We start from the raw sequence: 15,530 nt of genomic DNA, 5'->3' as shown, positions 1-15,530 counted from the left end.
GTGTGGATCAGAAGTGCATATTGGCGGTGAGCACGAAGGTTCGCGGTTCACCCGGGTGATAACGGTAGCCGCTCTTGTTAATCGAGGCGACATAGTCGGTATCAAACAGGTTGTAGACGTTCAGCTGCAGGTCGAGATTACGGTTAATGCGATAGCCGACTTTGGCATCAGCCACCCAGTAGCCTTCGGTATAGGAAGGCGTGCCGACCGCACCGTCGCTGCCGCGATGCATGCTGCCGACGTATCGCGCGCCGGCGCCGACGGCGATCGCATCGGTGGCCTGATACTGGCTCCAGAGGGTAAACGCGTGCTCTGGCGTATACGGCAGCGCGCTGGTGCCATCCTGGGCGGTATTCGCGCCTTCACGAACGCTGGCGTGCTGTTGGGTATAGCCGCCAATCACCTGCCAGTCGGGCGTGATATTACCGGCCAGAGAGATCTCATAGCCTTCAACGCGCTTCTTACCGTACTGCGAATAGCTGCCGTCGTCGTTCTGCTCGACTTCGTTTTCAATATCGGTGCGGAAGAGGGCGGCGGTCAGCAGCAGGCGCTTATCCATCAGCTCCCACTTGGTGCCGACTTCGCTGGTTTTGGCCTTCTGCGGTTTAAAGTCGGTTCGGTTGGCGCTGCTGCCGGTGCCGCTTTGCGCGAGGGTGAAGTTGCTCCCTCCCGGCGGCTGCTGGGAGACGGCGTAGTTGACGTAGAGGTTGCCGTTATCGGTCAGGTGGTACAGCGCGCCAGCCTTCCAGTTAACCAGGTTACCGCTGGTTGAGGTATCGACGGTGGTGACGGGGGTATTTTTCGCGACTCCGGTCGGGCAGGCGATGGCGCCGCGTCCGGTACCGCCGCACAGGCTGGCGCTATCGTATTTGGTCTGGTAGTTATCCAGACGGATCCCGCCGTTAAGTTCGACGTCCTGGGTTATCTGCAGCGTATCGAAAGCATAGACGCCGAAGGTATCCGTCTGTCCGTTAGCGTTGGCGCCGCTGCGGTTCAGGCCGCCGATGGAGATATCGCTGTTCGGATGATAAATATTCACCGCCGGAGGCGTGAGCGGATATACCCCGTAGTTGGTCTGGGTTTCGCGGGTAAATTCCACACCGGTGCTGACGTCATGACCGATGGCCCCGGTATAGAACGTCGACGTCAGGTTAGTCTGGTTGGTCAGGATCTTGTTGCTGGTATCTTTGGTGTTCGCCAGGCGCGACCAGGTCCAGGTGCCGACATCGTTGGGGTTTGGCTGAGTGATGTTTGACGCGCCGCCCATCACCGCAGTCATCAGGTAATCCTGCTTCACGCGAGACCAGCGGGTGGTGTTTCGAATCGTCGTCGTGTCGCTCAGGTCGTGCTCGAAGCGCATCGTCACGGTATCGGTTGTGGAATCATCGTAGTCGGAGTCGGTGCCGTAGAAGTTGCTGGTGGCGACCTTGCCGGAGTGATTCAGCGCCGAGGTGCTGGCTCCAGGGGCGGAATAGCCCGGCAGACCGATGGTGGGAATGCCGCCGTCGGGCGTGTTGTGCTGGGTTACGTGCAGATAGTTAAGATACAGGCGGTTTTCGGTGCCGAGGCCAAATGCGGCCGATGGCGCGACGCCGTAACGCTCGTTTTTCACCTTGTCCCGGCCCGCATCGTGGGTTTTCTCGCCCATCAGATTCAGACGCACCGCGCTGGTTTCGCCAATGGCCTCGTTAATATCCAGGGTGCCGCGTCGGAACCAGGCGCTGCCCGCGCTGGCGGAGGCGTCGATGCCGGAATCGAGGCGCGGCTGTTTGCTGATCATATTGATTGAACCGGTCGGCGCGCTGCGTCCGTAGTCGGAGCCTGAAGGTCCCTTGATGACTTCGATCTGCTCGGTATTAAAAGTATCGCGGCTGACGCTGCCGATATCGCGGATGCCGTCGACGTAAATGCTGTTGGAAGTGTCGGCCCCGCGCATGTAAATCGCGTCGCCGGTCGTCGAGTTGCCGTTTTCGCCGGCAAAGAAAGCGCCGACGCCGGGAACGTTTTTCAGCGCGTCGGTGAGGTTAGTGACGCCCTGGTCCTTCATCACCTGCTCAGAGACCACGCTAACCGTCCGCGTCGTGTCGGCGATCGGGCGTGAAAATTTAGGATCGGCGGAGCGGGTCGGCGCGTACAGCGATGGCGTCTGCGCTTCGACCACCAGCGTTTCGCCGCTATTTTTTTCAGTGCTATCCGCGGCAAGCAGCTGGCCGGTCGGAGAAAGACTCAGGCATAAGCCGGTGAAGAGAGTGAGCGAGTGAAAACTGCTGAACGGCAAATTGTTATTTTTTTCCATATCAATAAGTGACTTATGATTTTAATTAGGCCATAACGACCGCAGACGAAGCGTTGCTTCGCCCCGACCACTGCAGGTGATTTTTTACAAAAGCAATGAGTTTGATAATGATTGTGATAATCATTATCAAACAACAGGCGAATTTCTATCACTCATTTATAAAAAAATAAATACATTTATTTACATTGGCTGCATTTTTTCTACATAAAGGCGCGCCGGGCAGGCGAGGTTGTCGCGGGAAATGGCATTCAGCTACCCGGCCTGGAAAACGGCGTTAGTACAGGCCGGGTGGGAGGGTTAGCGGGCGTCCGGACGAACGAGGTCAAAGCGCAGGCTTTCATCAATGCCATAATAGGCGCTGGGGCCTCCGGCGCGCAGAATCGGCTGGGCCCTGGCGGTCTGGTAAATTCCGTCTTCCAGCAGCGATTCATCGATATGCACCGCCACCACTTCGCCCAGCACCAGCCAGGTGTCAACCGCTCGTCCTTCTGCGGTTGTTAACTGGATGCATTGTGAAAGGCGACACTCGAAGTTTACCGGGCTTTCGGCGACCCGCGGCGCGCTGACGATGCGGCTGGGAGCGGCAGTCAGCCCGGCGCGGATGAATTCATCTTCATTATGGGGAAGGGTGGCGGAGGTTTCGTTCATCGCGACCGCCAGAGGCCGGGTGGCCAGATTCCAGACGAACTCTTTAGTCTCGGCGATATTCTGTACGCTATCTTTCCAGCCGCTGCTGGCAAAACCAATAATCGGCGGCCGATAGTTAAAGCAGTTGAAAAAACTGTACGGCGCGAGGTTACGCTGGCCGCTGTTATCAAGGGAGGCTATCCAGCCGATGGGGCGCGGCCCGATAATGGCGTTAAGCGGGTCGTGCGGCAGCCCGTGTCCGTGCGAAGGTTGGTAGAAATACATACGACACCCGTGACAAAAAAGAGATAACCAGACTCACTTATTTACCGCGCCGCCGTCAACGGGTATCTTACGCGGCTGTTCAAAGGAGATTGCCATGAAAGCCCAGAAACCGGGGTTACACCCGCGTAACCGTCACCAACAACGCTACGACCTGCCCGCGCTGTGCCAGGCCCACCCTGAGCTCCAGGGCTTTATCACCCTTAACCCGGTGGGTGGGCAGACCATCGACTTTGCCAATCCGCTGGCGGTGAAGGCGCTGAATAAAGCGCTGCTGGCGCACTTCTACGCGGTGAAATACTGGGATATTCCCGACGGCTTTCTCTGCCCGCCGGTGCCGGGCAGGGCTGACTACATCCATCATCTCGCCGATCTGCTGGCGCTGGATAGCGGGACGATCCCGGCCAACGCCAGCATTCTCGATATTGGCGTTGGCGCAAACTGCATCTATCCGCTCATTGGCGTGCACGAGTACGGCTGGCGTTTTACCGGCAGCGAAGTGAACGCCGACGCGTTCGCCAGCGCCCAGGCTATCGTCAACGGCAATCCCGGCCTGACTCGCCAGATCCGCCTGCGTCGTCAAAAAGACGCTAAAGCGATTCTGACCGGCATTATTCATAAAAATGAGACCTACGACGCGACCCTGTGTAACCCGCCTTTCCATGATTCCGCCGCCAGCGCGCAGGCGGGCGGTGAGCGTAAACGTCGCAACCTGGGACTGGGCGAGGAGAGCGTGCTGAACTTTGGCGGCCAGCAGCAGGAGCTGTGGTGCGAAGGGGGCGAGGTTGCGTTTATTACGCAGATGATTGCGGAGAGCCAGCAGTTTGGCCGTCAGGTGAAGTGGTTTACCTCCCTGGTTTCTCGCGGCGACAATTTGCCGCCGCTCTACCGTGCGCTGACCGACGTCGGCGCGGTGAAAGTAGTGAAAAAAGAGATGGCCCAGGGAAATAAGCAGAGCCGCTTTATCGCCTGGACCTTTATGGACGAAGCCAAACGTCGCCGCGCTTTATAACGTGGGCTCGGCGGGTGCCGGCGGTCCCGCCGGTGCCGGCATCGGCAGAACCTGGTAAGTTTGTACCGGCGCCCGCACGCCCGCGAGGTCAAAATGCCTTTTCACCTGAGTGTCGAGGGCGAACCTTACCGTCCACTGCTTCAACGGCAGGGTGGTAAAGGTGACGCGCAGGGTGAAGGCGGTATTGCTTAAGCCCACCAATCCTGCGAAAGAGGGCTCGCCAATGATCAGCCCGCGAATCTCTTCCTGCGCCATCACTTCCGCGACCGCGTCTTTCAGCGCCTGGTTGGCCTTATCCAGATCTTCTTGCCGGTCAACATCATAGTTGGCCACCACCGAGCCGATACCGCGCACGAAGTTGGCGAAGGTGGTTATCGAAGACCACGGAATAATATGATAGGCGCCGGTATCCTGGCGTACGCCGACGGAGCGAATCGACATGCGCTCCACCGTTCCGGTTAACGGCCCAATCGTCACGAGGTCGCCGGTGTTCATGCCGTTCTCAAACTGGATAAAAATCCCGGTAATAATGTCTTTGACCAGGGTTTGCGCGCCGAACGAAATCGCCAGGCCCAGCGCGCCTGCGCCGGCCAGCAGCGGGGCGATATTCACGCCCACTTCCGAAAGCAGGATCATGATAGTAATGGTGCTAATGACCACCGCCAGCGCGTTGCGAAACAGCGTCAGCAGCGTTCGGGCGCGGGCGCTGGGCAGCGGGCGGCCGTGAATATCCGATGCCAGCCGGTTCTCAATCAGGCTGGCGAGCAGCGTCCAGCCAATTGCCGAGAAGAAGAGGATCAGTGCGATACGAATCAGCACATCCACCGCTTTTTGCCCGCTGCCGTTATGCATCCACTGCCAAAAATCGAACAGCCCCCACGCGCTGAGCAGCAGCATGATCGCCACGCAGACCGTCAGGATACGCGCGGCTTTCAGCGACGCGGAGATCCAGCCGTTCAGCCGTTTTTGCAGTTCGGGGTAGTTGCGCTGGGTTTCCGGCGACAGGGTGATGGTTTTCGCAATCCAGCGCGACAGAATACCGGAGACCAGCGCGGCGGCGCCGATGATGGCCAGGCTGCGCAGCGTCGCGCCCATCATAAATTTCAGGCTGTTGCCGGGATCAAACAGGGAGAAGAAAAACAGCACGATAAAATAGGCGCAGGCCAGCCAGTGCCAGATCAGCGCAAAGGCGCGGATAAACAGGCTAAAGAAGGCCAGCGAGCGGTCGGCGAGATGGATAAGCCCTTGGGTAATCAATTTCTTATTGTGAAATATCAGGTACAGCGCCCAGAGCGTAATGCACAGCATAATCACCACGTTGGCCAGCGCTCCGAACTGTACGTTGACCTGGTTGGAGATAATCGGCACCGCGACGATGAGCCCGTAGCCAATCAGGCTGCTCAGCGCGCTGAGACGCAGGTTCCAGTATTTCGCCGCTTCATCGCTGAGGTTGAACGGGCGTAGCTCCGGGATGCGGGGGCAAAAAATAAGCCGCAGAATGGCCTTGAAAAATTCAATCAGCGCGAAGGCGTTGAGAAACAGGCTTTGTTGAAAGGCGATGGTGGGGTTGTTACCGTTCAGGCGGTCGCTTAAAAGCTGGCCCACGAAGAGCGTGAGCGCCAGCAGAAGCAGGTCAAAAATAAACGCGCCGGCGATCGTTGCAGGTAGCTGAAGCCAGTTGCTGCGGTCGCGGTTTTTATGCCGTCCCCAGTGGCCCATTTTGCGATACAGCGGCAGGGCCGCCAGGCGTACCAGCCACCAGAACGCAAAGACCAGGCCCGCCAGCAGCAGGAAATGCCAGGCGGCGTTGGTGAAAGTCTGAGAATTAAACGCTTTGTGCGGAGAACCGGTGATGTTGCGCCACAGCTGGGAGAAGCGCGAAGAGAGCTGCTCTCCGTATTCGCGGCTGATGTGAGTGACGTTCTCCAGCACCGTGGTCTCGTCTTTTATTTCCGGCGGCGTCAGCTTCGGCGTACTGTCCGGCGGCGGCGTGGCGGCGGCTTTCCGCAGCTGCTCGATAAGCTCCTGACGGGCGTCGGCGTTTTCAAGCACGTCGGCCAGCGCGCCGTAGGCCGCTTTCTTCTGCGCCACATCGGGTTCACTGCTGCTGGACGGGTCCGCTGTGGTTGCCGGAACGCCGGGCAGCGTCGCGGCCCATAGCGGAGCGGTGAAGAGTAGGGCAAGCAGTAACAAAATCCGCGGCACAGGCACCTCCATTGCATCTCAAACCAATAAGTATAGAAGATGAGATCCGCAGAGCGAGGTTGGGATGATTCTGGAAAGCGGCTCTCCCGCGAAGGGAGAGCCGGGGGGGATCAGGCTACGTGCTGCAAAAACTCGCGCAGGCGCGGGCTGGGCGGGTTATTCACCAGCATCTGCGGATCGCCATCTTCCGCAATGCGCCCTTTATCGATAAAGATCAGGCGCGACGCCACTTTTTCGGCGAAGCCGATTTCGTGGGTAACGATAACCATGGTCATGCCTTCTTCGGCCAGATCCTGCATCACTTTCAGCACTTCATGACGCAGTTCAGGGTCAAGCGCGGAAGTCGGCTCATCAAACAGCATCATTTTAGGTTTAACCGCCAGCGCCCGGGCAATGGCCACGCGCTGCTGCTGTCCGCCTGAAAGTTCAGAAGGGTAGTGGTGCGCACGTTCCGCGAGGCCCACTTTCTCCAGCAGGTCTTTCGCCAGTTTTTCCGCCGCCGCTTTATTGGTACCGCGAACGCGCAGCGGGCCGAACATCACGTTTTCCAGGGCCGTCAGGTGCGGGAACAGATAAAACTGCTGGAATACCATCCCGGCTTCCTGGCGAATCAGCCGCTCGTCAACCTTCGGGTCGTTGACCTTCAGACCGTCGACGATCAAATCGCCGCTGGTAATCTCTTCAAGTTTGTTAATACAGCGCAGCAGGGTCGATTTACCGGAACCGGACGGCCCGATAATCACCACGACTTCGCCCTGGTTGATCTTCAGATCGATATCATGCAGCACCTTGGTTGGGCCAAAATGCTTGGAAACGTTTTTAAATTCAATCACAGGATTTTCATCCTTCTTTCAAGACGACGCAGAACAAAGCTCAGCACCAGGGTGATGATCAGGTAGATAACCGCAACGGCGCTCCAGATCTCCAGCGCGCGGAAGTTACCGGCAATAATTTCCTGGCCCTGACGGGTCAGTTCGGCCACGCCGATGACGATAAACAGCGAGGTATCTTTGATGCTGATAATCCACTGGTTGCCCAGCGGCGGCAGCATACGGCGCAGCGCCAGCGGCAGGATCACATAGCGGATAGTTTCGCGACGAGAAAGGCCCAGCGCGAGGCCGGCTTCCCGGAAGCCTTTATGGATCGACAGCACCGCGCCGCGGGTGATTTCCGCAATATAGGCGCCGGAGTTGATCATAATAGTCACCACCGCCGCCGAGAACGGGTCGATGCGTAAATCGCTAAACGCCATCGGCAGGGCGAAGTAGATGAACATGACCTGCACCACAATCGGGGTGCCGCGGATGATTTCGATAAAGACCAGCGCGATGTGGTTGGCAATCCAGCCGCCGAAACAGCGGGCGAAACCGGCCACCAGACCGATTATCAGACCGCCGACCAGGCCGAGGACCGAAATCCACAGCGTCATTTTGGCGCCTTCCAGTAAAATTGGGATGGCGGGCCAGATGGCACTCCAGTCAAACTGCATAATGTGTTCCTGTTACCGTGTCGAAAACAGAGGAAAACCCCCTGAGAAAACTATTCAGGCCTGCTGACGGGTAGCCCGGAGAGCTCCAGGTCTACCAGACCACAGCAGGCCTGGAAGAGAGTATCGCTAATTATTATTTGGGTTCAGTACCGAACCATTTTTTATAAATTTCGTTGTAAGTGCCGTTCTCACGCAGCGTTTTCAGCGCGCCGTTCACTTTTTCACGCAGCTCGTCGCTGCCTTTCGGGAAGGCGATACCGTAGTTTTGCGCTTCCAGCGAGTCGCCTACCGCTTTGAACTTGCCGTTACCCGCAGTTTTGATGAAGTAAAGGATGTTTGGTGTATCGTGCAGAACCGCATCAGCGCGACCGGTACCCAGTTCCATATAGGCGTTATCGATGTTCGGGAACTGGCGCAGATCTTTGGTTTTGATATTGGCTTTCGCGTAATCAACGGAGCCGGTGCCGCCCTTCACGGCAACCACTTTACCGTTCAGATCTTTGACATCTTTAATATCGTTATTATTCGCGTTAACCATGACCAGCAGGCCGCTTTTGTAGTAGCCGTCAGAGAAGTCGATCGCTTTTTTACGTTCGTCGGTGATGGTGATCCCCGCCAGCGCGAGATCGATGTTTTTGGTCTGCAGCGCCGGAATGATACCGCTGAAGTCCATTGGCTTCAGGGTGTAGTCAAGCTTCAGCTCTTTCGCAATGGCAGCCCACAAGTCAACGTCGAAACCGACATACTTATCGCCCTGTTTAAATTCGAACGGTACAAACGCCGTGTCGGTCGCGACAACCAGTGTTTTATCAGCAGCGTGAGAAGAAACCGCAAAAGCCAGGGTCAGTGCAGCCAGTGAAACTTTAAATACAGACTTCATAGCATTTCCTTTTATATCCACGGGACGATCCCCTGCGAGAACGAGTTGCCTTATGAAAAAATCATGCCACTTTTACAACCTGTTGTTTTATAACAAGCAGTAAGAGTCCTGTTGCACAATTTTGATAACGGATAACGTTAAATGCACCGATATGGGGCGCAGTTTTGGTGCGTCATAAAGGCATCGCATAACAAGAGCATTTTTAACGCAAACCCTGATGTTAAAACAATCTCGGCGTAACGATTGTGTGAGGTGATTATTACAATTGATTTACTTTTGCGCGTATTTTGTACATTCTCATGCACTGAAGTGGTGCGCGGCGGGGAAGTGGAAAGAAAAAAAGCCGCCAGCGTGGCTGACGGCAGTTGGCCTTACTCGATATTGGCTTCGATGAACCACAGGAATTTATCCAGGTCGCGTGAAGCGGCGGTGAAGATATCAGCGGTATCTTCATCTTTGGCTTCATCGATGGCTTTACGCACATCGTTGGCGACGAGCGCATAGCGGTCGGCCAGCTCTTTCAGATGGTCCTGGACGCTATGGATATCCAGCGGGTAGCTTTTCAGCGGGCTTTTGCTGTTAATGACCTGAGTCGTACCCAGCGCTACGCCACCAAGCTGTACGGCACGTTCTGCCATCGTATCAAGGTGGTCGACGAGCGCAGTGCGGAAGCCGTCCAGCATCTCATGAACGGCAATAAAGTTTGCACCGCGCATATTCCAGTGAGCCTGTTTGGTAATCAAAGACAGGTCAATGAACTGGATCACCTGGCGATTCAGCAGCTCAACGGTCGCTTTCTTCGCGCTATCAGCGACGTCGTTACGGGTATAGAGCAGATTCGTTGCTTTAGTTTTAACCAGTTTTGCGGTACTCATAGTGTCATATCCTCTTGATATTTGTACTCGTCATACTTCAAATTCGAATTATTCGGAGCGTCTCATCCCAATAACTTGCGGAATTAAGTATAGCAACGGATTTGAGCTTTGCAGCGGCGGTAGTCTCTATCGGTCTGATAGCGCAGGGCTGTTAGTCAGGAAAAATAGTTTATAAATTAAGGAGATGATTGAGTTTCTCGTCAATCAGCTCCTTTTCGCTAGCTGATGTCGACCTTCTGAATCTTCGTTTCCCGACGCATCGTCAGCGTGGAGCCCATCGAGGCAAGAATAATCGCCCCCAGCGCCAGCGTTTGGGCCGCGGTTAGCGTTTCGCCAAGAAACACCATTCCGGAAAGCGCGGCGAGAGCCGGCTCCATGCTCATCAGGGTGCCAAAGGTCTTGCTGGGCATGCGGGTCAAGGCAACCATTTCCAGAGAGTAGGGCAGCGCGGTCGATAAAATGGCGATCCCCAGTCCCGGCAGCAGCAGCCCCCACTGAAAGAGCGTATCGCTGGCCTGGATCATCCCCATCGGGACGAAGACCACCGCAGCGATCAGCGACCCCATAGCGACCGTTGCGGGGCCATGCTCTTCGCCGGCGCGCTGGCCGGTCAGAATGTAGACCGCCCAGCAGGCGCCAGCGCCGAGGGCCAGCAGCGCGCCAATGGGATCGATCTGCGCCACGCTTTGCCCCAGCGGCAGCAGAAACCAGAGCCCGAGTACCGCCAGCGCCACCCAGACGAAATCGAGAGGGCGACGGGAGCCAAAGAGCGCCACCGCCAGGGGGCCGGTAAATTCCAGCGCGACGGCGACGCCTAGCGGAATGCGTTGAATCGATAAATAGAACAGGTAGTTCATCGCACCGAGCGACAGGCCGTAGAAGAGCAGCGGCAGGCGCTGCTCCGGGGCAAAGCGCAGGCGCCAGGGTTTGAAGATAACCACCAGGATGAAGGTGCCGAGCGCGAGGCGCAGGGCGGTAACGCCTGGCGCACCCACCAGCGGGAAGAGTGACTTGGCCAGCGAGGCGCCACTCTGGATCGAAATCATGGCAATTAAAATAACCAGTATCGGCAACCATGCCGGTACTTTGCGGGACGAGCCGGGCATCCTTTCTCCTGTCAATTTTGTCAAATGCGGTAAAGGTTCCAGTGTAAATGAATTACCCCGCGCCGGTTGAGCTAATGTTGAAAAAAAGGGGTGTAAAAGCAGTACAATAGCGCGGGGTTGAAGATAATTTCACCAGAAGATTAGGAATAATCTGGATACACGTCTGGCGCTTTATGAGCCTTAATAGGAGTATATTTGTAAAAAAGGTTTGTTTTCCAGTTTGTTATAGAAACGTAGAAACCTTTAGTTACATGAAAAAGTACGTTAGACAATGTAAAGTGAAAAGAGTTTCCCAAAAGTTTTTGTTATATTTAAGGCTTAGGACTTATTAGAAACACATTTGAGGTGGTTATGAATAAAATTGCACGTTTTTCAGCACTGGCCGTTGTTCTGGCTGCATCCGTAGGTACCACTGCTTTCGCCGCGACTTCTACCGTTACCGGTGGCTACGCGCAGAGCGACATGCAGGGTGAAGCGAACAAAGCAGGCGGTTTCAACCTGAAGTACCGCTACGAGCAAGACAACAACCCGCTGGGTGTTATCGGTTCTTTCACCTACACCGAAAAAGATCGTTCTGAGTCTGGCGTTTACAAAAAAGGCCAGTACTACGGCATCACCGCAGGTCCGGCTTACCGTCTGAATGACTGGGCGAGCATCTACGGCGTAGTGGGTGTTGGTTACGGTAAATTCCAGGACAACAGCTACCCGAACAAATCTGACATGAGCGACTACGGTTTCTCTTACGGTGCTGGTCTGCAGTTCAACCCGATCGAAAACGTTGCTCTGGACTTCTCCTACGAGCAGTCTCGCATTCGTAACGTTGACGTTGGCACCTGGATTGCTGGCGTAGGTTACCGCTTCTAATCACTCCGGTGATATAAAAAATCCGCCTCAAGGGGCGGATTTTTTTTGCCTGCGGTTTACGCAACCGTGTTAATTGACGGTAAACGCGTCGGTACCCAGATGGGTATAGTCCACTTTCTTCAGCTGGAAGTTAGTGATGTAGATGGGGCCGGCCTTCTGTTCCGAGATAAAACGATAGCGCGGGGCAATCTCCTGAGCGCTGATGCCGGTCCACTGCGAAAAGAAGCTGAGGAAGTCGTTGGCGGACCGCCGCGCTTTAATGACCTTATGCGCTTTATCATCGCTGGAGATCACCATAAAGGGGACCTGGAAATTCTGCTGGTACTTATCATCGTGCGCCAGATACTGCACCTCTTTCCCGCGCTCCTTAAAAGCCAGACCGTGATCGGAAAAATAGGTCATCGAGAAGGTTTCGCCCGAGTTTTGTAGCTGAGTATAAAGATCGCTCAGCAGCGTATCGGTTTGCGTCATGGTGTAGAGATAGCAGGAGGTCTCTTTCGACTGAACAAAAACCGCGTATTTCCCTTTAGTGCGGTCGCAGGCCTGCGGATGCGAACCCATCAAATGCAGGACAATCAGCTGCGGCTGGGTGCGGCGGGTGGCAAGCACCTGCGCGGTCAGCTTTAATAGCTGCTCATCCTGAGTGTTTTTATTGGCCTCGAAATCGCCGTTCTTGAGGAACTGAACTTCGTCCGCGCGTTTGGCGATGCTGGCAATCGCCGTATCGTATTCGCCAATTTGCCCCTGATTCGAGAACCACCAGGTCTGAAAACCGGCGCGGTTGGCGAGGGTGACAAAGTTATCCTGAAACTGCGGTTTATCATCAACCACCCGGTTGAGGGTTAAACCGAGCGATTTCTGCGTTGAACCGCTGGCGGCAACGTAGTCATTGAACAGATAGCCTTTTACCGAGCTGGCGAACGGGGTGTTGTCCCAGTGGCCGCCAAAGGCGCCGAGCGCATCGCGACGCGCGCTCTCGCCGATCACCACCACATACAGATGATATTTGGGCTTTACCGCCAGCACGTGCCAGCTGTCTTTCATATTCGCCAGCTGCGCCATTCGCGCCTGCTCATCCAGCACTTCATTATTATTCACCACCACATCTTTAACGAAGCGTACGGCGGGGTAGCCGGTGTCGGTAACCTTAAAGACGCCGCCCCAGGCGAGGTTTTGCACCGGCTGGAGAAAGAAAATAGCGGTGCAGAACAGCAGCCCCAGCGTCTCCATTTTCCCCCATCGCGCCGATGCGTCCGGCTTGCGCCGTACGGCAATCACGCCGAGCGCAAAGATAAACACGGCCAGCAGATAGTTGTACCACGGGAAAATGGTCAGGATCTCGGTGGATTCTTCGATGTTTGTGGCATGCAGCGCCAGCAGCGTGTTGAAATTGGGCGCGCCGTAGGCCTGGCCGAAAGGATAGTACATGGCCGCCAGCAGCGAATAGGCGCCGATCACTACTTTTTGCGCGCGCGGAAAGCTGCGCCACAGCAGATGCAGCACGCAGGTAAAAGCAACGGTATAGAGCAGGCTAAAGTCGTAGCCCAGCGCCAGGTTAATAAACAGCGATTGTAAAAAGTAGAATCCTGTCCATGGGTTCAGTACCAGTCCGCGGGCGACCAGCGTTTCTTTCAGCGTGACATTCATAGTAAACAATCAAAAAGAGCCATGTGCGTCCCCTGGCATCAAGGGGTAAAACCTGCTGGACAGTGCGTGAAGAGGGTCTCTGCGAGCCGCAGTAGTGGCAGGGCTGACAAAAGATAGGGCTTGCAAATGTTAAGGTCAACCATCCATAACGGATTGTTTTGGGAGGAAGCTTACAAAACTTGAAAAAAGTTGCCGTAGCGCTGAGTAATCAGCCAGTTTGACGGGAAATTATGACAGAAAAATGAAGCGGCGTACCGCGACGCCGCGTTAGTTGTTGGGTTTATCCTGCTGGGGTTTGCCGTTGATCAGATCGCACAGCATACCGACAAGCATTAACCGTACTTTAAAAGGAGAATGGGTAAACACGTTTAAACACCTCTTGAATTCATTCATCTCGACCTCCTGTAACTTCGTCCTTCACTCCTTGAAGGATGTGTGTATTACATACAGATATAGCACAGGCTATATTTTATAGCTATGGCTAAAACGTTAATTTTTTGTTCTCTGTGCGCGATCCATTACAATAGGGATCCTTTTATATGATGCTTGATGCGTCACAGGAATGAGGAAGCACAATGAACCGTCGCGCAGGTAAGCCAATAACAAAAAAAGTGACGCAGCTAGTGAATGTCGAAGAACACGTTGAGGGGTTTCGTCAGGTGCGCGAGGCGCATCGTCGGGAGCTGATTGATGACTACGTGGAGCTGATCTCCGATCTGATTATGGAAGTGGGGGAAGCCCGTCAGGTGGACATGGCCGCGCGTCTTGGGGTGTCGCAGCCAACGGTTGCGAAAATGTTAAAACGACTGGCCAGCGTCGGGCTGATCGAACAGATCCCATGGCGGGGGATCTTTTTAACCCCGGAAGGTGAGAAGCTGGCGCATGAAAGCCGCGAACGCCACCAGATCGTCGAAAACTTTTTACTGGTGATCGGCGTTAGCCCGGAAATTGCGCGTCGCGACGCCGAAGGCATGGAGCACCACGTCAGCGAAGAGACGCTGGCGATGTTTAAACAGTTTACCCTCAAGCAGGGGTCACCGGGAGAATGAACCTCGTCTTTGTTCAGTCGCTAATCCGCGACCGTTTTTTGCATCTGCTGCTGATCGTCGGCGTTGTTTTAAGCTTTTTTGTTCCGTTTGCCCCTGCAGGCTGGCTACACGCCATTGACTGGCATACGATTATCACCCTTAGCGGGCTGATGCTACTGACCAAAGGTATTGAACTGAGCGGCTATTTTGACGTAATAGGTCGCAAAATGGCGCGCCGCTTTGTGACCGAGCGCCAGCTGGCCATCTTTATGGTGCTGGCGGCCGCGCTGCTATCCACCTTCTTAACCAACGACGTGGCGCTGTTCATCGTCGTGCCGCTCACGCTGACTCTGAAAAAATGGTGCGCCATCCCGACAAGCCGTCTCATCATTTTTGAAGCGCTGGCGGTGAACGCCGGGTCGTTGTTAACGCCCATCGGTAACCCGCAAAACATTCTTCTCTGGGGGCGCTCGGGCTTCTCCTTTCCGGCCTTTATCGGCCAGATGCTGCCGCTGGCGGCAGCGATGATGCTCACCCTGCTGGCGCTGTGCTGGTTCTGTTTCCCCGCGAAGCGTCTCGACTATCAGAGTAGCGACAGGGCGCCCTCCTGGCGGCCAAAGCTGGTCTGGAGCTGCCTGGCGTTCTATGGGGTCTTTTTGACCGCCTTAGAGCTGAAGCAGGAGCTGTGGGGACTGGCGCTGATCGCGCTGGGTTTTTTGCTGCTGGCGCGGGCGGTCATTATCCACGTCGACTGGACGCTGCTGCTGGTCTTCATGGCGATGTTTATTGACGTTCACCTGTTGACCCAGCTACCGGCTCTCCAGCATGCGCTTAACGGCGTCGGCCAGCTCTCGGCAGGCGGATTGTGGCTGACGTCGATTGGCCTGTCGCAGTTTATCAGCAACGTCCCGGCGACCATTTTGCTGCTCAATTACGTTCCACCATCGGTGCTGCTGGCCTGGGCGGTAAACGTCGGCGGGTTCGGCCTGCTGCCGGGCTCTCTGGCAAACCTGATTGCGCTGCGCATGGCTGGCGATCGCCGTATCTGGTGGCGTTTCCATATCTACTCTCTGCCCATGCTGCTGTGGGCCGCGCTGGTAGGGTACGGATTGCTGCAGCTCTGATTTTCAGAGAATTGGGCAAGAAACGGACAGAAACGCCACATTCGCGCTCTCCTTTTCCGGGGTATAACTTTATTCACGATGGTGAATCACCCTGA

At 55.5% G+C, this 15,530-nt stretch carries 14 protein-coding genes; 4 read left to right on the top strand and 10 right to left on the bottom strand.

From position 1 onward, the window contains the following. Positions 1 to 7: 7 nt before the first annotated feature. Together ABLU87_RS02045 and ABLU87_RS02040 are read right to left on the bottom strand one after the other, a co-directional pair. A complete protein-coding gene (locus tag ABLU87_RS02045; RefSeq protein WP_122117972.1) occupies positions 8 to 2,296 on the bottom strand; it encodes a catecholate siderophore receptor Fiu in 2,289 nt (762 codons plus the stop codon). 297 nt (positions 2,297 to 2,593) lie between these two features. Further along, on the bottom strand, positions 2,594 to 3,208 hold the full coding sequence (locus tag ABLU87_RS02040; protein WP_025108097.1) for a flavin reductase family protein: 615 nt from the start codon (positions 3,206 to 3,208) through the stop codon (positions 2,594 to 2,596). Between the two features lie 94 nt (positions 3,209 to 3,302). Between ABLU87_RS02040 and rlmF the strand changes: the two genes are divergently transcribed. Then, positions 3,303 to 4,217, top strand: a complete 915-nt coding sequence (gene rlmF / locus ABLU87_RS02035) for a 23S rRNA (adenine(1618)-N(6))-methyltransferase RlmF (protein ID WP_032694519.1) — start codon at positions 3,303 to 3,305, stop codon at positions 4,215 to 4,217. On the opposite strand, the gene ybiO is transcribed toward rlmF, so the two are convergent. The 6 genes from ybiO to rhtA all read right to left on the bottom strand — a co-directional run bounded on the left by ybiO (position 4,212) and on the right by rhtA (position 10,772). Further along, a complete protein-coding gene (gene ybiO, locus ABLU87_RS02030; protein ID WP_032694518.1) occupies positions 4,212 to 6,422 on the bottom strand; it encodes a mechanosensitive channel protein in 2,211 nt (736 codons plus the stop codon). The two genes, rlmF and ybiO, sit on opposite strands and share 6 nt — an antisense overlap. A gap of 110 nt (positions 6,423 to 6,532) precedes the next feature. Beyond that, positions 6,533 to 7,255 (bottom strand): glutamine ABC transporter ATP-binding protein GlnQ, encoded by a 723-nt coding sequence (glnQ, locus tag ABLU87_RS02025; RefSeq protein WP_122117512.1) that lies wholly within the window; start codon positions 7,253 to 7,255, stop codon positions 6,533 to 6,535. Next, positions 7,252 to 7,911 carry a glutamine ABC transporter permease GlnP gene (gene glnP, locus ABLU87_RS02020; RefSeq protein WP_004100490.1) on the bottom strand — a complete coding sequence of 220 codons (660 nt, stop codon included), beginning with the start codon at positions 7,909 to 7,911 and terminating at the stop codon, positions 7,252 to 7,254. The genes glnQ and glnP overlap by 4 nt, the downstream gene beginning before the upstream one ends. Positions 7,912 to 8,044: 133 nt before the next feature. Next, positions 8,045 to 8,791: a glutamine ABC transporter substrate-binding protein GlnH gene (glnH, locus tag ABLU87_RS02015; RefSeq protein ID WP_004849110.1), complete on the bottom strand. Its 747-nt coding sequence runs from the start codon at positions 8,789 to 8,791 to the stop codon at positions 8,045 to 8,047. A 371-nt stretch (positions 8,792 to 9,162) separates the two neighbouring features. Then, complete coding sequence (gene dps, locus ABLU87_RS02010; RefSeq protein WP_122117511.1) at positions 9,163 to 9,666, bottom strand: DNA starvation/stationary phase protection protein Dps; 504 nt, start codon at positions 9,664 to 9,666, stop codon at positions 9,163 to 9,165. Between the two features lie 218 nt (positions 9,667 to 9,884). Further along, positions 9,885 to 10,772, bottom strand: coding sequence for a threonine/homoserine exporter RhtA (gene rhtA / locus ABLU87_RS02005; RefSeq protein WP_064379206.1), 888 nt, complete (start codon positions 10,770 to 10,772; stop codon positions 9,885 to 9,887). A 351-nt stretch (positions 10,773 to 11,123) separates the two neighbouring features. On the opposite strand from rhtA, the gene ompX reads away from it, so the two are divergent. After that, a complete protein-coding gene (gene ompX, locus ABLU87_RS02000; protein WP_004130755.1) occupies positions 11,124 to 11,636 on the top strand; it encodes an outer membrane protein OmpX in 513 nt (170 codons plus the stop codon). 69 nt (positions 11,637 to 11,705) lie between these two features. On the opposite strand, the gene ABLU87_RS01995 is transcribed toward ompX, so the two are convergent. Then, positions 11,706 to 13,283, bottom strand: a complete 1,578-nt coding sequence (locus ABLU87_RS01995; protein ID WP_122117510.1) for a phosphoethanolamine transferase — start codon at positions 13,281 to 13,283, stop codon at positions 11,706 to 11,708. 267 nt (positions 13,284 to 13,550) lie between these two features. Further along, complete coding sequence (mntS, locus tag ABLU87_RS01990; RefSeq protein ID WP_004100500.1) at positions 13,551 to 13,676, bottom strand: manganase accumulation protein MntS; 126 nt, start codon at positions 13,674 to 13,676, stop codon at positions 13,551 to 13,553. 182 nt (positions 13,677 to 13,858) lie between these two features. Between mntS and mntR the strand changes: the two genes are divergently transcribed. Both mntR and ABLU87_RS01980 read left to right on the top strand, forming a co-directional pair. Further along, complete coding sequence (mntR, locus tag ABLU87_RS01985) at positions 13,859 to 14,332, top strand: manganese-binding transcriptional regulator MntR (RefSeq protein ID WP_014228517.1); 474 nt, start codon at positions 13,859 to 13,861, stop codon at positions 14,330 to 14,332. Continuing rightward, a complete protein-coding gene (locus ABLU87_RS01980) occupies positions 14,329 to 15,435 on the top strand; it encodes an anion transporter (RefSeq protein WP_122117509.1) in 1,107 nt (368 codons plus the stop codon). The genes mntR and ABLU87_RS01980 overlap by 4 nt, the downstream gene beginning before the upstream one ends. Positions 15,436 to 15,530: the final 95 nt, after the last annotated feature.

This window comes from Klebsiella sp. CB_Kp196 (assembly GCF_040061575.1).
Taxonomy (GTDB): domain Bacteria; phylum Pseudomonadota; class Gammaproteobacteria; order Enterobacterales; family Enterobacteriaceae; genus Klebsiella; species Klebsiella michiganensis.
The sequence above is the reverse complement of the archived record's forward strand: the minus strand, read 5'-3'. Positions and strand labels throughout refer to the sequence as shown.